This window comes from Pseudomonas viridiflava (assembly GCF_001642795.1).
Lineage (GTDB): Bacteria > Pseudomonadota > Gammaproteobacteria > Pseudomonadales > Pseudomonadaceae > Aquipseudomonas > Aquipseudomonas viridiflava.
This window is the reverse complement of the sequence record NZ_LKEH01000017.1, coordinates 375,355-394,738: the sequence shown is the minus strand read 5'-3', so window position 1 is coordinate 394,738 and position 19,384 is coordinate 375,355. Positions and strand designations below refer to the sequence as shown.

Below are 19,384 nucleotides of genomic sequence, written 5' to 3'. Positions count from 1 at the left end.
TGAACCCTTCCTCAAGTCGCCTATTCCCCAGCCGACACCCTCTTTTGAGCTCCGACCCATTTGCGTGTCGACGTCCCCGGCGTTCCCGCGCAAGGCATCCGGTGCACCATAAAAACAAAAGAGGACAGCCATGACCATTCTTCAGCGAGTGATTGGTGGGTTTGCCGTGCTGGTTGTGCTGTTGCTCGCCATGGTGAGTATCAGTTATCAGAGCACCCATTCGATAAGCGACCGGCTGACCGTGATCACGGGTCAATCGGCACCGTTGAGCCGTGCAGCGAGCGAGCTGTATGTTCACGTTCTACGCGCCAACCAGGCGCTGCTGGGCGTGCTGGTCAGCAATGACCCCAAGCAGATCGATGACGGCAAGCAGCCGTTCAACGACAGCATGGCGCGTTTCAATCAGTTGCTCGACAGCACGCCAGCCTACATTGGCGACCGCGCCGGGCTGCGCGACAACCTCGCTCAGGAGAAGCAGCTCAGCGCGGCCTATGCCGAGCAGGCGCAGACCCTGATCGCCAGTCATCGTCAACACGTCATCCAGATGCTGCAGACCCGTGTCCTGCAGGGCTACAGCAGCAGCCAGAGTGTCCAGTTGACCAGTTACCTGCGTGACTACATTGCCCGCGAGCGCACGACCGGCTCGGCCGACAACGTCGCCGCAGCCGAGAAGTTGCTGCTGGAAGTGGGCAAGTCCTACGAAGGTCTGGCCGCGCACGCTGCGACGCCCGACATACAAACCTTGCAGCGCCTGCTCAATCTTCAGGACGAAGTGATCAGCACCCGCGCCCGTGAGCTGACCGCAGTCGACCCTCGCGCAGGCCGTATTGCCGGGGTGATGGTCAACCGTCTGCTCAATGACCTGACCGGCGCTGATGGCGTCTATCAGGCCTATCGTCAGGAAGCGGCGCTGGCTGATCAGGTCGGCAAACAGCGTCAGGCGGCCGAAGCGCGTCTTCAGGCGACGCTGGACAAGATCGGCGAATTTGGCAACCAGTCGCTGGCGGTTGCCAACGAGGCCAAGGAGGGCGCCGACTCGACGATCGCCACCAGCCTGAGTCTGTTGCTGGTCGCCTGCATTCTGGCGGTGCTGGCAGCGGTCGTGATCGGGATCTGGGTGGCCTTCAGCCTGCGTCGTCCGCTGGCGGCGTTTCGCGAGGTACTGAAAACCCTGAGCACAGGCGACATGCGCGTGCGGTTCGATGTCAGCCGCAAGGACGAGTTCGGCGAGCTGGGTGGCTACCTGAACGAGTTCACCCAGTCCCTGCAACAGACCTTCCGCGAGCTGATCGGCTCCGCCGATACCCTGGCGTTGACCGCCAGCAACAACGCGCAGATCAGCCAGCAGACCACGCGGGTGGTCGATGAGCAGAAGGATCGTCTGCACTCGGCTGCTTCGGCCATGAACGAAATGGAAAGCACAGTCGAGGAAGTCGCCCGGCGTGCCCAGGACACCCGCAGCGCGGTGGACAGCACCAGTGAGCTGACCGAAAAGGTTCAGCAGCGCGTGGCTGAAACCATCGTCAACATTCGCCAGCAGGCCGAGCAGGTCAACAAGGCGTCAGCGGTGACCGATGAGTTGCAGAAGTACGGCCAGAACATCGACGGCATTGTCGATGCGATTCGCACCATCGCCGAACAGACCAACCTGCTGGCGCTCAACGCCGCCATCGAGGCTGCGCGGGCGGGTGAGCAGGGTCGGGGGTTTGCGGTGGTGGCCGATGAAGTCAGGTCGCTTGCCAGCCGCACCCAGACGTCCACCAGCGAAATCCAGGAAATGATCGGCCAGATGCAGAGCAAGATTCATTCTGCGGTGCAGGTCATGAACGAAAGCCAGATCCAGTCCAATCACTGCGTGACGCTGGCGTCCGGCGCGGATGAGCTGTTGCAGGAGATGAGCGAGGCGGTGGGCACCATTCGCGACATGAACATCCAGATTGCTGCCGCCACCGAAGAGCAGAGCGCGACGGTGCAGGAAACCAGCCGCATGGTCACGCACATCAACGACTCTGCCCAGCAGGCTGCAGACGGTGCCGAGCAATCGGCCAGCAGCAGCCAGGACTTGTCGAAAATGGCCAGGGATCAGCGCGAGCTGCTCCATCATTTCAGCGTTTGATGCCCGGGAGTCAGAACATGAAGCAATGGTTAGCGATTTCCCTGGGTGCCAGCCTGCTGGCCGCCAGTCTGGCTCACGCCACTACGCCTTTGGTCGGCGTCGGCATGGCCAAGTACAACGACAATTTTCAGACCATCCTGCGTCACGGTGTGGAGAAGCAGGTTGCGGTGCTCGACGCCGATATCTTCATGGAGAACGGCCAGGACAATGTGGAGCTGCAGATGCGCCAGTTCCGCAACCTGGTGAGCTCCAGAGTCGACGCGATTGTTGTCGCGATGGTCAACGGCAAAAGCGCGCCGGAGATGATGCGTCTGGCCAACGAGGCGAAAATTCCGCTGGTGTTCGTCAACCGCAATCCGGAACCCGCCAAGTGGCCGCCTCAGACGGCGTTCGTCGGCTCGGACGAGTTGGAGTCCGGCACCCTGCAGGCGGAAGAACTCGCACGGCGTGCCGACTACAAGGGCAACGTGGTGATTCTGGTGGGCGATACGAGTAACAAGTCGTCGGTCATGCGCACCGAAGACGTGGAAAAAGTGGTCGCCAAATACCCGAACATGAAAGTCGTGCAAAAGAAAATCGGCAACTGGGAGCGCAGTCAGGCCGCGACGATCGTCATCGACTGGGTCAAGCAGGGCGTGGACTTCTCGATCATCGCTGCCAACAACGATGAAATGGCCATCGGTGCGATCATGGGGCTCGAAAAGGCCGGCAAGAATGCCCGCGACTATCTGGTGGGCGGCATCGACGGCACGCCGGACGGACTGAAACTGATGGCCGAAGGCAAGCTGGCCGTGAGTGTGTTTCAGGACGCGGTCGGTCAGGCCAACGGTGCGGTGGATGCGGCGTTGAGCATGGCGCGGGGCGAAACGCTGGCGTCTCCGGTGATCTGGGTGCCGTTCAAGCTGATCACGCCGGAAAACCGCCAGCAGTTCGAGTAATGCACGGACAGGGCGTTCGGCTGTTTTACAGCCGAATGTCCTGCGGTCCACGAATCTGCGCCTCGATGCGGGTACCGGTCAGGCGCTCTTCGTTGGAGAAGCCGTCATAGTCCGCCAGCTTGCCGAAATGGATACCGGTGAGCTGTTCGATCTGCGCCACGCTGCGTTGCCAGGTCCTGAGCTGGCCGAACACGATGCTCAACTCGCCCAGTTCGCGGCTCTGATCAATCATGTAAGCGCTGGCAGAAGGCTTGCCATCGTCGCCAAGAAACGCCACGACCTTCCAGAACGCCGAAGGGATTTTCACGTTGCGGTAGCTGCGGTCGTCATCGCGCAGGATTGGCCCGCTGAACACTGTGACCCGCGATTTCCAGCGGCGAGTGTTATCCAGAATGTAGTCTTCCAGCTCAAGCCAGGTCTTCTGGTTGAACGCGCTCATCTGTGGTGAACAGTTGGTGAAATGGAAGGTGTCGGCATTGGCGGTTTGTGCATCCTTGCCCCAGTTCGGATCCTGTCGCCGCACCAGATGCCCGCGGTCCAGCAGGTTGCTGGCATACAGACTTTCACCAATCTGCGCCTCGGCAGGCAGCCTGCCGTCGAACGACCACGAATCGTTGCTGCGCTTGACCTCCACGCTGCTGTCGCCATCAATGTTCACGCCCACGTAGAGCGCTAGACGTCGACTGCGCGACATGGTGATGGAAAAGTGCATGTAGTCCAGGCGATCCCCGGCGTTCTTCAGCGGGTAGACATCGGCGGCCAGTTCAGTGTCCGGTGCTGGCCAAGGTACAACGAAGTCGCCGAGGAAATCTTCCGCGTAGCCTTTGCGCGACTTCAGGTCGCTGGCCGGCGTGGTGCGCGGCGCCACCAGCGGCTCGGCTTGCGGTGCCAGCAGCCCGGCAGGTGGGTTGAGCGGGCTGAGGTCGGCGAGGCGAGGGCGATAGGTCAGGTCGGCTTTCAAAGTCTTGTCAGGCACTGCGCTTGCTCCTGCGATGGGCGTGGATTACGTCCAGTTCACCATAGACGCATGACAGCACTGCGTCGAAGACGTCGTGTGAACACTCTATCTCGCATTCATCCTTGCAAATCCTTATCCGATAATCGCCCAGTATTGTGCGTGCCCAGGCGAGGTAATGATTCTTAAAAAATATTTATTCGGTGCAGATAGTAGCTTTTGGCTGCTGTTAGGCAATGTTGATCAATGAATTCAGGATTCGGCCCGCCCTACGACAATCAAAAACCCATTGACGTTATTAACCGGCTGGTACATTTTTACTGCACATCCGCCTGTGCCGTTCCAGGCAGGAACACAATAAGAACAATCGAGGCACACCGTCATGCTCCAGGGATTGATCCTTTCCGTTTCACCTTCGCCGTTCGTCAATGCCCGATATGCAGGCATTGGCTGGATTCGCTCGCAGTAGTTTTTCGATTCGCCCATCCGTTTCAGCGCAGTTGCGCCCCATGACGCCCATCCCGAGATGGCTTTCATGATGTCTGGCCGCTGCGCTGGCTCTTGTGCATCTGCGAGGTCTGCCAATGACGAAAATCGTCGATCTGTATTTCAAGCTGCTCAAACTGTTGATCGTGTTGTGCATGGTGGCCATGGTCGTGCTGGTGTTCGGCAACGTCGTGCTGCGTTATGCGTTCAACTCCGGCATCAGCGTGTCGGAAGAACTCTCACGCTGGTTCTTCGTGTGGATGATCTTTCTTGGCGCGCTAGTGGCGATGAAAGAGCGGGGACATCTGGGCCTGGACAGCCTGGTCAAACGCTTGCCGCCGATGGGCAGGCGCATCTGCCTGATTACCGGACAACTGCTGATGCTCTACATCTGCTGGCTGATTTCCAGCGGCAGTTGGCAGCAGGCTGTGATCAACCTGCATGTCGTGGCGCCCGCGTCCGGATTTTCGATGGCAGTGTTCTACGCGGCGGGGCTGGTATTCGGCGTCAGCGCTGCGGCGATCCTGCTGTATCAGTTGTATCTGGCACTCAGCGGCAGGCTGGATGAGGAGGCGCTGGTCATGGTCAGGGAAAACGAAGCCGACACCGTCATCAAATCCGATGCGCCTGCTGCTACCCGGAGTAATCGACCATGACCCTGATGATCTTTCTCGGATCGCTGCTGGGCAGCATGGCGCTGGGGATTCCGATTGCGTTCGCGCTGCTGCTGGTCAGTGTCGCGTTGATGCTGCATCTGGACCTGTTCGATGCGCAGATCATTGCCCAGAACCTGCTCAACGGTGCCGACAGCTTCCCGCTGATGGCCGTGCCGTTCTTCATGCTGGCTGGCGAGGTGATGAACGCCGGAGGCTTGTCCAAACGGATCGTCAACATCGCCATGGCGCTGGTCGGGCACAAGCGCGGCGGGCTGGGCTATGTGGCGATCATCGCGTCCTGTCTGCTGGCCTCGTTGTCCGGTTCTGCAGTCGCTGATGCTGCCGCGCTGGCTGCATTGCTGGTGCCGATGATGGTTCATGCCGGGCACAATCGCTCGCATTCGGCGGGCCTGATCGCGGCGGGCGGCATCATTGCGCCGATCATTCCACCGAGCATCGGCTTCATCGTGTTCGGTGTCGCGTCCGGGGTCTCGATCTCGAAACTGTTTCTGGCCGGAATCGTGCCGGGGTTGATGCTGGGTGCCGCACTGGCCATCGCCTGGTGGTTCGTCTCGCGCAGTGAGAACGTCGAACCGCCGCCCAAGCGCAGCGGCAAGGAAATCCTGCGCACGCTGGTGGATGGCTCATGGGCGCTGGGCTTGCCGCTGATCATCGTGTTCGGCCTGAAGTTCGGCATCTTCACGCCGACCGAGGCCGCCGTGGTTGCGGCGGTTTACGCCTTGTTCGTGTCGCTGGTGATCTACCGCGAACTGAAGATCAATCAACTGTACGAACTGGTGCTGTCGTCCGCCAAGACCACCTCGGTGGTGATGTTGCTGGTCGCTGCGGCCATGGTCTCGTCGTGGCTGGTGACGATCGCGGAGCTGCCTGACCAACTGGCGGCGTTGCTTGAGCCGTTCATGGACAACCCGACCCTGCTGCTGATGGTCATCATGCTGCTGGTGATCATGGTTGGCACGGTGATGGACATGACCCCGACCATTCTGATTCTGACGCCGGTTCTCATGCCTGCCGTGACCATGGCGGGTATCGACCCGGTGTATTTCGGTGTGCTGTTTCTGATCAACACCGCCATCGGCCTGATCACGCCACCCGTGGGCACGGTGCTCAACGTGGTGTGCGGCGTCTCGAAGATAAGCATGGACGAGATCATTCGAGGCGTCTGGCCTTTCATGCTGGCGCAGTTTGTCGTGCTGTTGTTGCTGGTGCTGTTCCCGCAACTGGTGCTGGTTCCGCTGAGCTTTTTGACCCGATGACAAAGAGGCAGGAGCCGCTGGCTTTCAATCACTCCATTTCCAATAACAAGACCGGAGAATGACATGCAGAAACTGATAAAGACCCTGTTGGCCGGCGCTTGCGCCACCAGCCTGTTGCTGGCGAGTGTGGCCAGCCATGCGGCAGAGATTCGCGAACGCACCCTGCGTTTTGCGTTTCAGAACGTCAAGGAGCATCCGCAAGGGCAGGGCGCACAGAAATTCGCTGACCTGCTGAGCGAAAGCAGTGGCGGCAAGATCAAGGTGCGGCTGTTTCCCGGCGGCACGCTGGGCGGCGATGTGCAGACCGTGTCAGCCTTGCAGGGCGGCACGCTCGACATTACGGTCCTCAATTCCGGGATTCTCGCCGCTCAGGCGCCTGACTTCGCGATGCTCGATTTCCCGTTTCTGTTCAACGACGTGAAAGAAGCCCATGCGGTCATCGACGGCCCGGTCGGCCAGAAGCTCGCAGCGCAGCTCGACAGCAAGGGGCTGGTCGCCCTGGGCTATTGGGACCTCGGGTTTCGCAACGTGACGAACAGCAAGCACCCGATCACCCGCCTGGAGGACATGCAGGGCCTGAAGATCCGCGTCATTCAGTCGCCCATCTACCTGAAGACCTTCTCGGCCCTTGGCGCCAACCCGGTGCCAATGGCGTTTCCCGAGGTCTACACCGGCCTTGAGCAGCACACCATCGATGGTCAGGAAAATCCGTACACAGTAATCGAAGGCAGCAAGTTCTTCGAAGTGCAGAAATACCTGTCCGCGACCGGGCACATCTTCAACCCGCAGTCGCTGATCATGAGTCAGAAAACCTGGAATCGTCTGAACGACGATGAAAAGGCACTGATTCGCGATGCCGCCGCCAAGGCTCAGGTCTTCCAGCGTGAAGTGACGGCCGCCAGCATGGACAATGCCCGGGCCAATCTGGAGAAGCAGATTGCGGTCAACGACATTTCTCCTGCCGAGAAAGACCGTTTTCGTGAGCGCGTAAAACCTGTCATCGACGAGTTTTCCCAGCAACTGGATGCCGGTCTGGTGAAGATGATGTACGACGAAATTGCCAAGGCACGCGCAGCACAGTAAAGCCATTGTCGCGTCAGAGCCCGTCCGGCGGGCCTGACGCTGCACGCTCGATACATCCAATCCGATTTAAACCGGTAACCCCCCGAAAATAGTCTTAAATATCCGTGAACAGGCGTCGATAAGCTTTGCATAAGAGCAATCCGCAGCTCGCGTTATTTCATTGACCGCAGGGGAGCTTCAGGATGTCGATCAAACTTCGTTTGTTTCTGTTGATAGGCACCGGGGTACTGGCTGTGCTGATCATCAGTCTGGTCAGCTATCTGGGCAATAACCGGATGGAGGCGGCGATGGCCGACAACGAGGTCAGCATGACCGCGCTGAGCAATCATCTGCAGGCCGACATGATGCACGACGCCCTGCGCGCCGATGTGCTCTCGGCGATGCTGGTCGGGCTGGGCAAGAGCGAAACCACCCGTGACGAGGTCCTGACCTCCCTCAATGAGCACGCCGCGCAGTTCCGCAAAGTGCTGAGTGACAACCTGGCGCTGCCGATCAATGACACCCTCAAGGCCGAACTGAACAAGGTCAAGCCCAGCCTCGACGCCTACATCAGCGCGGGCGAGCGAATTGTCGGCCTCGCGCTGGACAGTCCTGACCGCGCCCAACAGGATCTGGGTACATTCTCTGCCGCCTTCACCCAGCTTGAAGGCCAGATGTCCACGTTGAGCGACCTGATCGAAGACAACTCGAAAGCCAGCGGCGAAATCACCCGCGACGCCATCAGCAGCGCCAATACCACGCTTGGCGTGGTTCTGGTCATCAGCCTGTTGCTGCTGGTCGCGCAGGGGCATTGGGTGACCCGCAGCATCATGATTCCCCTGCAGTCGGCCAGTCGCATCGCTGACAGCATCGCGCATGGCGACCTTAGCGAGCCAATTACCGAGCCGACCAGTCGTGATGAGGCCAGCGCGCTGATTCGCAGCCTTGCGGTCATGCAGCGCGATCTGCGCGGCATGATCGAAGTGGTGCGCAGCAACGCCCATGGCGTCAGTGGCATGAGCGGGCAATTGAGCAGCGGCTGTCACGAAGTGGCGGGCAGCAGCCAGCAGCAAAGCTCGGCGGCGGCGACCATGTCGGCGGCCACCAGCGAAATGACCGCCAGCATCGAAGAAATCACGCGTCACGCCGAACAGGCACGGGAAATGGCCAATCAGGCCGAGACGCTGGCCAAGAACGGCGGACGGGTAATTCATCAGGTGGTCAGCGACATGGACGGCATTGCCCGTTCGGCGCAACAGTCGGCGCAGGTGATCCGCACGCTGGACAAGGAATCGGAAGCTATTTTCAACATCATTCAGGTCATCAAGAGCATTGCCGATCAGACCAACCTGCTGGCGCTCAACGCGGCCATCGAGGCCGCGCGTGCCGGTGAACAGGGCCGTGGTTTTGCCGTGGTCGCCGATGAGGTGCGCAGCCTGGCAGGTCGCACTAGCGCATCGACTCAGGAAATCACCGGCATGGTCGCCCGCATTCAACAAAGCACCCGCGAGGCGGTGACCAGCATGGAAGCCGGGGTGGTCCAGGTCGATAAAGGCATGGCGGTGACCGCCGAGGTCCAGCAGGCCATCCGGGATATCCTCGACGCCACGCTGAGTACCACGCACCTTGTCAACGACATCACTCGCACGATTGGCGAACAGAGCCTGGCGAGTAATGAAATCGCCCACCAGGTGGAAATGATCGCCAGCATGTCCGAGGACAACAGTCGGGTCATCGGCCAGACCGCGACCACCACAGACGAGTTGTCCGCCCTGGCAGTGCAGCTCTCGCGTTCGGTGGATCGGTTCCGGCTTTGACGTCTACAGATCCTCATCCGGCCTCATTCCGCTACCCGCTCGCCCACCGCCTGTTCGCAGGCGGTTGTCGCCCGATCAGGTGTTTTTCGAAACTGATCGCTCCGGTTCATTAAAGCTTTTGCACTAACAGACGTTAACCATCGAAACCGATCATCTTCCGCGCCCAGGAGCAGCTGCATGCAAACGTTAAAGGCCTTGTACGAGTCGGTCGAAAAACAGTTCTTCAACACCCTGACCAAAAAGCTCTCAAGCCTTTTCCTGCTGGTTGTCGTCAGTGCGCTGCTGTATTGGGTGGCGCTGTCTGTTCGTGCCGACATCGTGACGCTGTTGCGCAGTGCGCAGCTGGAAACCGGTGTACTGGCGCGTATCGAGGGCAGGCTGGATGCGCTGAGCAACGCGATCCTGATCAGCACCCTGTTCACGCTGGGCATGGTCAGTTTCATGGTCTGGTACCTGCGTCATCTCATCGTGCGGCCTGTGATGTTCATGACCGGTGCGCTGGAAGAAATTGCCAATGGCGAGGGTGATCTGTCCAAGGATCTGCCGCTGCTGACCCATGATGAAATCCGCGTGCTGGCGAGCACCTGTAACCGTTTTCTGGCCAAGCAGCGCGAAGTGATCAGCAGCATTCAGGCATTGACCGTGCAGATTGCGGTCGAGTCGGCGCGCTCGCTCAAGAACATCAGTGATTCCAGCGACAGCGCAACCGATCAGGCGCGCTTTGCCAAGGAGGTCATGGATCAGAGCAACATGGCGGTCGGCAGCATTGAGGACGTGTCGCAGCAGACTCAGGGTATTTCCAGCACCACCGCCCAGAACCTGAGCATGGCGCGCGGTTCCTACTCCGAACTGCTCGAAGTGACCGGCAACATCAGCCAGATATCCAGCAGCCTCAATGAATTCGGCGTGTTGGTGTCTGCCCTGAACCAGCGTTCGTCAAGCATCAAGTCCATTGTCGGCTTGATCCAGCAGATTTCTTCGCAGACCAACCTGCTGGCCCTCAACGCGGCCATCGAAGCGGCGCGTGCCGGCGAGAGCGGTCGCGGCTTTGCCGTGGTGGCCGACGAGGTGCGCACCCTGGCGCAGAACGTCAGCAAGGCCACCGATGACATTTCGCAGAACATTGATGCGATGCTGCTGGAAGTCAGCTCGACCTACGAGCAGACCACCCAGATCAGTCAGAGCGCGCGCGAAACCCAATTGGTCGTGGAGCGGGCCTCGGGGCATTTCGAGAGCATGATCGTCGACTTCGAATCCACCAATGGCAAGCTCGCCGACATTGCCTCCCACATCCAGCAGTTCGCCACGACCAATACCGGCATCAACGACCGGGTGACGCGCATCTACGCCGACAGCCAGGCCATCGACCAGCGCATGCAGCATTCGGCGACCGCCACCCGTGACCTGTCAGGCGTTGCCGAGCGGGTGCAGGCGCTGCTGGGACGTTTCGTGCTCGGGCACGGTGAACTGGACGCTGCAATCACGCGGGCCAGTGATTGTCGGGATATCCTGCAGGCGCGGCTTGCGGCGCTGCACAAGGGGGGCGTCAATCTGTTTGATCAGAGTTACAAACTGATTCCCGGCACCGATCCCAAGCAATACATGACCAGCTACACCGAGCGTTTCGCGCAGATCTGCCAGGAAGAGTGCGACAAGCTGACCAAGGGCACGCGGGGCGGCAAGGTCACGTTCATTGTCGATAACAAGGGCTATTGCCCGGTCAACAACAGCTGGGTATCGCAGAAACCGACCGGCAATCGCGCCGTCGACCTGCCGGTGTGCCGCAACAAGCGGATGTTCTCTGATCCGGTCGGCCTGCGAGCGGCAGGCAACAAGCAGCGTTTCCTGCTGCAGACCTACCTGCGCGATACCGGTGAAATCATGACCGAGATCGACGTGCCGTTCTTCTTCGAAGGCCGTCATTGGGGCAACCTGCGGATGGGCTTCGACGCGGCGCAGTTGCTGGGCCACTGAGTCGTCGGGTGTGACGCCCGCCCGTCTGCACACAGACAGGCGGGCGTCCGGTGAGTCAGCCGAGCAGGTGTTGGGCGATGTACCTTGAGATTTCAACCATTGACGTCTTGCCTGTGAATTCGAACTTCACCTTGCCAATCGCCGAGTAATAGATCTCCAGTTCCGAATCCAGGTCGAAGGTCCCCGAGGTTTCCACCGACCAGGCCACGATGTTCTTGTAGGGCAGCGACGTGAAGTCTTTCTTGCTGCCTGTCAGCCCCTGAACGTTGACCGAGATGATGCGTTTGGTGGTGAACACCACGCCGTCGCGCATGGATTTGTAGGCGTCGATGACTGTTTCGCCGTCCAGCAGCAGGTCCTTCACGCGTTCTGCGTACTCGTCATTCTGCTTGAGCTTGAAAAAACCTTTGTTGTTGAAATCGATCATTTTCTGTCCTTGAACCGTCACTGAGGGAAGCGGAGCGCGTCTGTACCGAGCATTGCGCAAGCAGAGTAGCAGCTGGCCACTTCTTTTGGTCGCTCGCCTGACGAGGGTTATTGTTCATGTCTGACATGACAGCAAGGGAACGTTAACGTCTGTTCAGGCTCAATTTCTGTGACGCTCTGATTCCCGGAACGCCTACGGAGGTGTGATTTTGAACATTCAAGACCTGTCCAGCGATATCAAGGCTGGCAAGATCAGTGAGCTCAATCTGGTGTCGATGGAAGGCGGTTCGTACGTGCTCCATGCGCTTGTGGACGGCAAGTCAGTGCCGGTTCAGGACTCGCACGGCAAGCCTTTGCATCTGGCTTCGGTCGAGGAAGCGCGCAAGGTGCTGTCGTCGGTGCCGGACGTGCAACTGTTTCTGAGCCAGGGCGTGGCGCACGACGAGATGGTCGGCCTGGACGACGTGCAAGTCGAATCTTCCCGCCATGAGATTCCGTTGCGCTCCAGTCTCTGATACATCGCTTTCACCTGTCCGAATGAACGGAACACCGCTCTGCCCACCAGAGCGGTCAGTTGGTACTGCTGGGTGTATGGTCAGCAGTTCACTACTCAGGAGCAGTCATGTCTTTCCAGAAACTACCCCGAATCCTGATCACCAACGACGATGGCATCGATGCCCCAGGTCTGCTGGCACTTGAAGAAGTGGCCGGCGAGCTGGCCGACGAAGTCTGGATCGTTGCCCCTGATCACGACCAGAGCGGCATATCGCATGCCTTGAGCATTCATCACCCACTGCGCGTGACCAAGCGTGGCGAGCGCAGGTTTTCGGTGTCGGGCACGCCCGCCGACTGCGTCGCCATGGCCTTGCAGCAACTGATGAGTGAACCACCCACGCTGATCCTGTCCGGCATCAATAAAGGCGCGAACCTGGGCGTGGAAACGGTATTTTCCGGTACGGTCGGTGCGGCCATGGCCGGGCTGCTGCTCGGCGTGCCTTCGATTGCCCTGAGCCAGGCCCTGACGCGTCGTGACTCGGTGCGCTGGGAGACGGCACGGCAACTGGCGCCTGATGTGATTCGCAAGGTATGGGGGCTCGGCTGGGAGCAGGGCGCTTGTCTTAACATCAACTTCCCGGATGTCCCGGCAGCGGAAGCAGGCCCGATGCAGTTCACCACCCAGGGAGCCGGTCGTATCGACTCACTGGAAGTCACCTCACGCACCGACATGCGTGAGCGGGACTACTTCTGGTTGAGCATTCATCGCCATGATCTGGCAGACGCGCCCGGCAGCGAAACCCATGTGGTCATGAACGGCGGTGTTTCCGTCACGCCGCTGCGTTTCGAGCGCACCGACACGGCGATGCTGGACCAGCTAAAGGTGCGTTTCCAGAACTGAAGCGTCCAGTCAGGCTTGGCGGATCACGGCCACGCACTTGATCTCCAGCAACAGGCCGGGGTGTGCCAGTTCGGCAACGCCGATGCAGGTCCAGGCGCATTGCCCGCGTGGAAACAGCCGGTTTTTCACGTCGCGAAAGACCGGCATGTGCTCGCTCATCGACACGTGATAGGTCGTCATGTCGACGATGTCCTCGAATGTGCAGCCAGCCTCGGCCAGCACCGTGCGCAAGTTTTCCCAGCAGGCAATGAACTGCGCTTCAGGGTTCAGAATCACTTCCATATCCCGTGTGCGTCCGACCTGCCCGGAGCAGTAGAGCGTATGGCCGACCCTGACCGCAGGCGCGTAGCCAGCACGGTCCATGATCAGTTCCATGGTGGGAGGGACAATGATTTCGCGGTCTGACATGTGGCTACACCTGGTTATGCAGTTTTGAATTGATTCCTTGCAGCGAATACCTGCCCGGCGGGCCTAAGCCTTGCTGGCAGGTTTCACGGCGCGGCGCGGTTTTTTCACCGCCGTGCCGGTTGCTCTCTCGGTGCCTGCGACCTTGCGCGGGCTTGCCTTGCGCTTTTTCTTCCAGGGCGGCTTCACGCCTGCCGGGCTCGCCGGACCGCTGATGGACATGCGCATGCCGACGCAGCGGCTAACGTGCTTGCTCATCCAGGCGGCCTGCCGGGTAACGAACTCTTCAAGGCTCATTTCGCCGCTCTGCACCATGTCCAGCGCCTGTTCCCAGATGGCAGTGGTGCCTGGGTCGGCGATGGCGCGCGGCACGGCATCGATCAAACTGAAAGCCGCTGGCGTGGCACACAGCGCCTTGCCCTGCTTGGTGAGATAGCCACGATCCAGCAGCCCCTGAATGATGCCCGCGCGCGTCGCCTCGGTGCCGATACCGGTAGTGTCCTTGAGCTTCTGCTTGAGCAGCGGATCTTCCACCAGTTTTGCGACATTCTTCATCGCCTTGATCAGATCGCCTTCGGTGAACGGCTTGGGCGGCTGGGTCCAGAGGTCTTTGAGGATGACATCGGCAACAGCGCAGTCGCAGCCCTGGACCAGTCTCGGCAGTGGCTGCGGCGCAGGGGCCTCGCGACCTTTTGCCGGGGCCAGCGCCTCGGGCATGGCACGCTTCCAGCCCGGTTCGACGATCTGTTTACCGACGGCGCGCAAGGCGTGACCTGCGCAGTCGAAGTCGGCCTGGGTGCGGTCGTACTCATGATTGGGCAGAAACTGCGCCAGATAGCGAGCTCTGATCAGCGTGTAGACCGCTCTCGGTTTGCCGGTCAGGCGCTCGATGCCTCGGGCCGCTGCGGTGGGGATGATGCCGTGGTGCGCGCTGACCTTGGCATCGTTCCATGCCCGAGAGCGGCGTTGTGCATCAAGGTGCGGCATCAGCTCGCCCAGCGCCGGATCGGCCTTGCCCAGCGCCGCAATGATGCTCGTGGCTTCGCTGTGCTGGCTGTTGGGCAGGTAGCCGCAGTCGCTGCGCGGGTAGGTGATCACCTTGTGGGTTTCGTACAGGGACTGGGCGATGTCGAGGGTTTCCTGCGCGCCGAGGCCCAGCTTCTTCGAGCAGATTTCCTGCAGCGTGCCGAGATCGAAGGGCAGGGGCGCCGCTTCGCGGATTCGCTCGGTACGCAGTTTGACCAGCCGGGCGCTGCCTGCCCTGCGAATGTCTTCTGCTGCCTGCTGCGCCAGCGGCTGATTCAGGCAGCGGTCCTGATCATCACAAACGTCCGAAGGCGCTCGCCATTGGGCGATGAACGCCTGTTGGTCATGCAGCAGCTTCACATCGATGGCCCAGTAAGGCACAGGGACGAAATTGGCAATGCTGCGGTCGCGGTCCACGACCAATCGAAGTGTCGGGGTCTGCACGCGTCCGACCGGCAGCACCCCCTGATAGCCTGATTGTCGGCCCAACAGGGTGAACAGTCGGCTCATGTTCATGCCGATCAGCCAGTCAGCGCGGGAACGGCCCAGTGCCGAGTGATACAGACTGAAGGTGTCCGCACCGGGCTTGAGCGTGGCCAGCGCCTTGCGGATCGAAGCGTCGTCCAAGGCGGACAGCCACAGGCGCTGGATCGGCCCGCGATAGCGGCAATGTTCGACCAGCTCCCGGGCAATCATTTCGCCCTCGCGGTCGGCGTCCGTGGCAATTACCAGCTCTTTTGCTTCCCCCAGCAGACGCTTGACCGCCTTGAACTGACTGGCGGTTCTGGGCTTGACCAGCATCTTCCATTGCTGCGGAACAATGGGCAGGTCTTCCAGCACCCAGCGCTTGTAACGGGCGTCGTAGGCATCCGGCGGTGCAGTTTCCAGCAAATGGCCGATGCACCAGGTCACGGTGGCATTGGCACCCACCCAGCAGCCGTCCCCACGCCGAGTTGCGCCGAGCACAGCCGCGATGTCTTTGGCCTGAGAAGGTTTTTCGCAAAGGAACAGCCGCATGACTACCGTCTTCGATTACCGGTGGTGAAGGCTGCAAGGATGAACTTTGAAGCGGCGATGGGCAAGTTTTATCTGTATGGATATACAGATAAGTGCTCTGGGGGCCATATTTGACTGATCAGAACCCAGGGGAACTGAAAAGGTGACTTGAGCCATGCGCTTGGCTCACTTGGTCCGCAATCTGTGCCATGTGTGACGCGGAGCGTCACGGGAGGCATGCCCACGCGATGGGCACGATCAGTGTCCGGATGATCAATGATCGTTCCCATGCTCTGCGTGGGAATGCCTCTCAGGACGCTCCGCGTCCCGGCGACGCATCTGGAGTAACGCGTGATCATGCCGGCCAAACATCCCTGCCGCTAAACCGCAATCTCCACCTGATCACCGTTCAACCGCACCGGCCAGACCTCCAGTCGCTGCTCCGGATATTCCAGGCAGGAGCCGTCATGCAGCCGAAAGTGTTGTTTGTACAGTGGCGAGGCGATGACCAGGTCTCCGGCGATCTGGCCAATCAGCCCGCGTCCGATCACGTTGGCTCCGGACTTGGGGTCGCGGTTGTCGATGGCGTAAAGCTTCTCGCCGTCTGCCGTATCAGGCACATAAAACAGCGCAACCTGCGTACCGTCGAGCCATGCCACCACGCCTGAGTTGGCGACCAGATCCTGGCGACCGCACAGGGCATGCCAGTGCAGATGCAGTGCGGACTGAGTGTTTTCTGCAAAAGCCGTATCGGATGAGTTCATCAGACCACCTCCTTGAACAATGGGATCAGCTTGAGTTCTTCAGGTCTTGCCGGACGACGCTGGGCGCGCTCCTTGACGAAATGCACGTCCGGGTCGCCACGGCCGTCGTTGACGAAGGTGCGGAAGCGTTTGAGCTTTTCCGGATCCTTCAGCGCGTTGGCCCATTCGCATTCATAGCGATCGACCACCAGTTGCATCTGCGATTCGAGTTCCGCCGCAAGCCCCAGACTGTCGTCGAGGATCACGGCCTTCAGGTAATCCAGCCCGCCTTCCAGCGACTCGCGCCATACGGACGTGCGCTGCAGCTTGTCCGCAGTGCGGATGTAGAGCATCAGGAATCGGTCGATGTAGCGGATCAGGGTTTCGTCATCCAGGTCGGTCGCGAACAGCTCGGCGTGACGCGGGCGCATACCGCCGTTGCCGCAGAGGTACAGGTTCCAGCCGTTCTCGGTGGCAATCACACCCACGTCCTTGCTCTGCGCTTCAGCGCATTCACGGGTGCAGCCTGACACCGCGAACTTGAGCTTGTGCGGCGAGCGCAGGCCCTTGTAGCGATCCTCGATGCGTAGCGCCATGGCGACGCTGTCCTGAACGCCGTAGCGGCACCAGGTGCTGCCGACACAGGACTTCACGGTCCGGGTCGATTTGCCGTAGGCGTGACCGGTTTCGAAGCCGGCTTCGATCAGTTCGCTCCATATGTCCGGCAACTCGTGCAGTTGCGCGCCGAACAGGTCGATACGCTGACCGCCGGTAATCTTGGTGTAAAGATCATACTTCTTGGCCACCGCACCAATGGCGATCAGGCCGTCGGGCGTGATTTCACCGCCAGGAATGCGCGGCACTACCGAGTAGGTGCCGTTCTTCTGCATGTTGGCCATGAAGGTGTCGTTGGTGTCCTGCAATGGCACCAGCGAAGGCTCGGTGATTGGCCGGTTCCAGCACGAGGCGAGAATCGAGCCGACCGCAGGCTTGCAGATGTCGCAGCCGTGAGCACCCTTGCCGTGCCGGGCAAACAGTTCCTCGAAGGTTTCGATGCCTTCGACGCGGACCATCGAATACAGCTCCTGGCGGGTGTAGGCGAAGTGCTCGCACAGGCTCTTGTCCACCGCAACGCCGCGGGCGACCAGTTCATGCTCGAAGACCTGCTTGAGCAGCGCGGTACAGCCGCCACAACCAGTCGCCGCCTTGGTGCAGGCCTTGATTCCGGCAAGGTCGGTGCAGCCATTGTCGATGGCCGAGCAGATCGAGCCTTTGCTGACGTTGTGGCATGAGCAGATCGTCGCGGTGGCGGGCAGGGCGTCGGCACCCAGTGTCGGCGCGCCTTCGCTGTGCGGCAGGATCAGGCTCGACGGATCGGCAGGCAGGGTGATGCCGTTCTGCGCGTATTGCAGCAGCGTGTCGTAGTAGCTGTTGTCGCCGACCAGCACTGCACCCAATACCTGCTTGCCGTCAGCCGACACCACCAGTCGGCGATAGCTGGCGGTGGCTTCGTCGATGAAGCGATAGCTGACCGCACCGGCCAGCGCGCCGTGGGCATCGCCAATGGAGCCCACGTCCACGCCCAGCAGCTTGAGTTTGGTGGACATGTCCGCACCGAAGAAGGGCTCGGTGTCCTTGTCGCACAATTGCGCTGCTACGCCACGGGCCATCTGATAGCCCGGCGCAACCAGGCCGAACACGCTACCGTTCCAGGCCGCGCATTCGCCGATGGCATAAATGTCTTCATCGCTGGTGCGGCAGTGTTCGTCAATCGCAATGCCGCCACGCGGGCCCAGTTCGAGCTCGCACTGGCGGGCGAGGGCGTCCTGCGGACGAATACCGGCGGAGAACACGATCAGGTCGGTTTCGAGGAATTCATCGTTGGCGAAGTTCATGCGGTAGCGGTATTGCTTGCCGTCAGTGATCGACTGAGTGGCGCGTGACAGGTGCACGCCCACGCCAAGCGCTTCGATCCGGGCCTTCAAGGCCGCGCCGCCCAGTTCGTCGAGCTGGACCGGCATCAGGCGTGGTGCGAACTCCACGACATGAGCTTCAAGGCCCAGGGATTTCAGGGCGTTGGCCGCTTCCAGTCCCAGCAGGCCGCCACCGACCACTACGCCGCGACGGGCTTTCGAGGCCGCGTAACGAATGCTGTCCAGGTCTTCCAGCGTGCGATAGACCAGTTTTGAATTGCCCTGCGCGCCTTCGATGGGTGGCACGAACGGGTACGAGCCTGTGGCCAGAATCAGCTTGTCATAACTGAAGCAGCCTTCAGCGGTGATGATCTCGTGTCGATCACGGTCGATCTCCAGCACCGGCACGCCTAGGTGCAGGGTCAGACCCGCCTGTTCGTAAAGCGCCATCTCGCTCATGGCCAGCGACTCGGCATCGCGCCCGGTGAAGTACTCGGACAGGTGAACGCGGTCATAGGCACGCTGGGCCTCTTCGCCGAACACATGAATGCGATAACGCTCAAGCGCGCCGCCTGCGATCAACTGCTCGACGCAATGATGACCGACCATGCCATTGCCGACGACGATCAGGGTTTTTACATCGTTGTGGGGGAAGACTGTGGTGTTCATGGCTAATCCCGGCCGAGGCCAATCAGGTTTTTTGAAGCAAAAAAAAAGCGCCCGGAACCTTTCGGTTCCAGGCGCCTTTGCCTGTTCTCTTATGCTGTAAAGGGTGCGGATCGAGCCTCGTTGCCGGATGCACCTGATGGCCCTGAGGTCTCCATGAGACTGGCGATCTGCGTCGATCAACCGGGGCGGCCCGACCACATTGAAGGTGGGGTTGTCTGGAATAATGCAGGGGTTGTGCCAGCTTGGTGTCGATCATTGATGAGTGACCGCGCGCCTCGGGTTTCCGGGCGTCTGGCGCGGCATCAGGGTTCTGATGCAGGTATCGGGATGGCCGGGCAGGCTGCATTGCAATGGTGCGCAACGGACGGGTTGCGCTGTAAAGGTGTGCATGGAAGCGGATAGGTGGCGGATGTGGAGCGTCACTGGATGCGTGCCTATGCGGAGCGCTCATCGTTATACACAAATCATCTGGCTATCCAGTGAGGCAGCGGCACTGCCGTGCTTTTTTACACGATAGTGCGGACACCGG

Annotated in this window: 16 protein-coding genes and 2 pseudogenes; 11 read left to right on the top strand and 7 right to left on the bottom strand. The window is 60.3% G+C overall.

Going from position 1 to position 19,384, the window contains the following annotated elements:
- Positions 1–130 precede the first annotated feature (130 nt).
- The 3 genes and pseudogenes from AO065_RS27720 to AO065_RS02855 all read left to right on the top strand — a co-directional run.
- Positions 131–1,261, top strand: a pseudogene (locus AO065_RS27720) (HAMP domain-containing protein); the annotation flags it as partial.
- Between the two features lie 141 nt (positions 1,262–1,402).
- A complete protein-coding gene (locus AO065_RS27715) occupies positions 1,403–2,116 on the top strand; it encodes a methyl-accepting chemotaxis protein (RefSeq protein ID WP_407072091.1) in 714 nt (237 codons plus the stop codon).
- A 17-nt stretch (positions 2,117–2,133) separates the two neighbouring features.
- Positions 2,134–3,054 (top strand): substrate-binding domain-containing protein, encoded by a 921-nt coding sequence (locus tag AO065_RS02855; RefSeq protein WP_004886507.1) that lies wholly within the window; start codon positions 2,134–2,136, stop codon positions 3,052–3,054.
- A 25-nt stretch (positions 3,055–3,079) separates the two neighbouring features.
- Here AO065_RS02855 and AO065_RS02850 read toward each other — a convergent pair whose 3' ends face one another.
- Together AO065_RS02850 and AO065_RS26970 are read right to left on the bottom strand one after the other, a co-directional pair.
- Positions 3,080–4,030 (bottom strand): DNA/RNA non-specific endonuclease, encoded by a 951-nt coding sequence (locus AO065_RS02850; protein WP_004886510.1) that lies wholly within the window; start codon positions 4,028–4,030, stop codon positions 3,080–3,082.
- A 231-nt stretch (positions 4,031–4,261) separates the two neighbouring features.
- Entirely contained in the window at positions 4,262–4,546 is a 285-nt protein-coding gene (locus tag AO065_RS26970) for a hypothetical protein (protein WP_134701584.1), read from the bottom strand.
- Between the two features lie 47 nt (positions 4,547–4,593).
- Here AO065_RS26970 and AO065_RS02845 point away from each other — a divergent pair, with 47 nt between their 5' ends.
- The 6 genes and pseudogenes from AO065_RS02845 to AO065_RS02825 all read left to right on the top strand — a co-directional run bounded on the left by AO065_RS02845 (position 4,594) and on the right by AO065_RS02825 (position 11,281).
- A complete protein-coding gene (locus AO065_RS02845) occupies positions 4,594–5,151 on the top strand; it encodes a TRAP transporter small permease (protein ID WP_004886512.1) in 558 nt (185 codons plus the stop codon).
- Positions 5,148–6,428 (top strand): TRAP transporter large permease subunit, encoded by a 1,281-nt coding sequence (locus AO065_RS02840; RefSeq protein WP_004886515.1) that lies wholly within the window; start codon positions 5,148–5,150, stop codon positions 6,426–6,428. Before AO065_RS02845 ends, AO065_RS02840 begins: the two co-directional genes overlap by 4 nt.
- Before the next feature lie 63 nt (positions 6,429–6,491).
- The gene (locus tag AO065_RS02835) at positions 6,492–7,511 is read left to right on the top strand and encodes a TRAP transporter substrate-binding protein (RefSeq protein ID WP_004886518.1); all 1,020 of its coding nucleotides are present in this window, start codon (positions 6,492–6,494) and stop codon (positions 7,509–7,511) included.
- Between the two features lie 182 nt (positions 7,512–7,693).
- Positions 7,694–8,449: pseudogene (locus AO065_RS27710) on the top strand (MCP four helix bundle domain-containing protein); the annotation flags it as partial.
- A complete protein-coding gene (locus AO065_RS27705; RefSeq protein WP_407072087.1) occupies positions 8,444–9,307 on the top strand; it encodes a methyl-accepting chemotaxis protein in 864 nt (287 codons plus the stop codon). The pseudogene AO065_RS27710 and the gene AO065_RS27705, both read left to right, overlap by 6 nt.
- Positions 9,308–9,484: 177 nt before the next feature.
- Entirely contained in the window at positions 9,485–11,281 is a 1,797-nt protein-coding gene (locus AO065_RS02825) for a methyl-accepting chemotaxis protein (RefSeq protein ID WP_004886523.1), read from the top strand.
- Positions 11,282–11,336: 55 nt separating this feature from the next.
- Here the strand turns inward: AO065_RS02825 and AO065_RS02820 are convergent, their stop codons facing one another.
- Positions 11,337–11,708: a PH domain-containing protein gene (locus AO065_RS02820; RefSeq protein ID WP_004886526.1), complete on the bottom strand. Its 372-nt coding sequence runs from the start codon at positions 11,706–11,708 to the stop codon at positions 11,337–11,339.
- 202 nt (positions 11,709–11,910) lie between these two features.
- Here AO065_RS02820 and AO065_RS02815 point away from each other — a divergent pair, with 202 nt between their 5' ends.
- On the top strand, positions 11,911–12,222 hold the full coding sequence (locus tag AO065_RS02815) for a DUF6482 family protein (RefSeq protein WP_025993496.1): 312 nt from the start codon (positions 11,911–11,913) through the stop codon (positions 12,220–12,222).
- 107 nt (positions 12,223–12,329) lie between these two features.
- Positions 12,330–13,103: a 5'/3'-nucleotidase SurE gene (surE, locus tag AO065_RS02810; protein ID WP_004886531.1), complete on the top strand. Its 774-nt coding sequence runs from the start codon at positions 12,330–12,332 to the stop codon at positions 13,101–13,103.
- A gap of 9 nt (positions 13,104–13,112) precedes the next feature.
- Here surE and AO065_RS02805 read toward each other — a convergent pair whose 3' ends face one another.
- The 4 genes from AO065_RS02805 to nirB all read right to left on the bottom strand — a co-directional run bounded on the left by AO065_RS02805 (position 13,113) and on the right by nirB (position 18,855).
- Complete coding sequence (locus AO065_RS02805; protein WP_004886533.1) at positions 13,113–13,511, bottom strand: RidA family protein; 399 nt, start codon at positions 13,509–13,511, stop codon at positions 13,113–13,115.
- 63 nt (positions 13,512–13,574) lie between these two features.
- Positions 13,575–15,551: a DNA topoisomerase III gene (locus tag AO065_RS02800; protein ID WP_004886535.1), complete on the bottom strand. Its 1,977-nt coding sequence runs from the start codon at positions 15,549–15,551 to the stop codon at positions 13,575–13,577.
- A 359-nt stretch (positions 15,552–15,910) separates the two neighbouring features.
- Complete coding sequence (gene nirD / locus AO065_RS02795) at positions 15,911–16,294, bottom strand: nitrite reductase small subunit NirD (protein ID WP_004886538.1); 384 nt, start codon at positions 16,292–16,294, stop codon at positions 15,911–15,913.
- On the bottom strand, positions 16,294–18,855 hold the full coding sequence (nirB, locus tag AO065_RS02790) for a nitrite reductase large subunit NirB (RefSeq protein WP_004886540.1): 2,562 nt from the start codon (positions 18,853–18,855) through the stop codon (positions 16,294–16,296). The genes nirD and nirB overlap by 1 nt, the downstream gene beginning before the upstream one ends.
- Positions 18,856–19,384 lie beyond the last annotated feature (529 nt).

Bases quoted from the DNA above. Each gene is read 5' to 3' on its own strand.
- surE (WP_004886531.1), top strand. From the start codon at position 12,330: ATGTCTTTCCAGAAACTACCCCGAATCCTGATCACCAACGACGATGGC.
- AO065_RS02820 (WP_004886526.1), bottom strand. From the start codon at position 11,708: ATGATCGATTTCAACAACAAAGGTTTTTTCAAGCTCAAGCAGAATGAC.
- AO065_RS02855 (WP_004886507.1), top strand. From the start codon at position 2,134: ATGAAGCAATGGTTAGCGATTTCCCTGGGTGCCAGCCTGCTGGCCGCC.
- AO065_RS27715 (WP_407072091.1), top strand. From the start codon at position 1,403: ATGAACGAAATGGAAAGCACAGTCGAGGAAGTCGCCCGGCGTGCCCAG.
- AO065_RS02800 (WP_004886535.1), bottom strand. From the start codon at position 15,551: ATGCGGCTGTTCCTTTGCGAAAAACCTTCTCAGGCCAAAGACATCGCG.
- AO065_RS02845 (WP_004886512.1), top strand. From the start codon at position 4,594: ATGACGAAAATCGTCGATCTGTATTTCAAGCTGCTCAAACTGTTGATC.
- AO065_RS27705 (WP_407072087.1), top strand. From the start codon at position 8,444: ATGCAGCGCGATCTGCGCGGCATGATCGAAGTGGTGCGCAGCAACGCC.
- AO065_RS02840 (WP_004886515.1), top strand. From the start codon at position 5,148: ATGACCCTGATGATCTTTCTCGGATCGCTGCTGGGCAGCATGGCGCTG.
- AO065_RS02825 (WP_004886523.1), top strand. From the start codon at position 9,485: ATGCAAACGTTAAAGGCCTTGTACGAGTCGGTCGAAAAACAGTTCTTC.
- AO065_RS02835 (WP_004886518.1), top strand. From the start codon at position 6,492: ATGCAGAAACTGATAAAGACCCTGTTGGCCGGCGCTTGCGCCACCAGC.
- nirB (WP_004886540.1), bottom strand. From the start codon at position 18,855: ATGAACACCACAGTCTTCCCCCACAACGATGTAAAAACCCTGATCGTC.
- nirD (WP_004886538.1), bottom strand. From the start codon at position 16,294: ATGAACTCATCCGATACGGCTTTTGCAGAAAACACTCAGTCCGCACTG.
- AO065_RS02805 (WP_004886533.1), bottom strand. From the start codon at position 13,511: ATGTCAGACCGCGAAATCATTGTCCCTCCCACCATGGAACTGATCATG.
- AO065_RS26970 (WP_134701584.1), bottom strand. From the start codon at position 4,546: ATGAAAGCCATCTCGGGATGGGCGTCATGGGGCGCAACTGCGCTGAAA.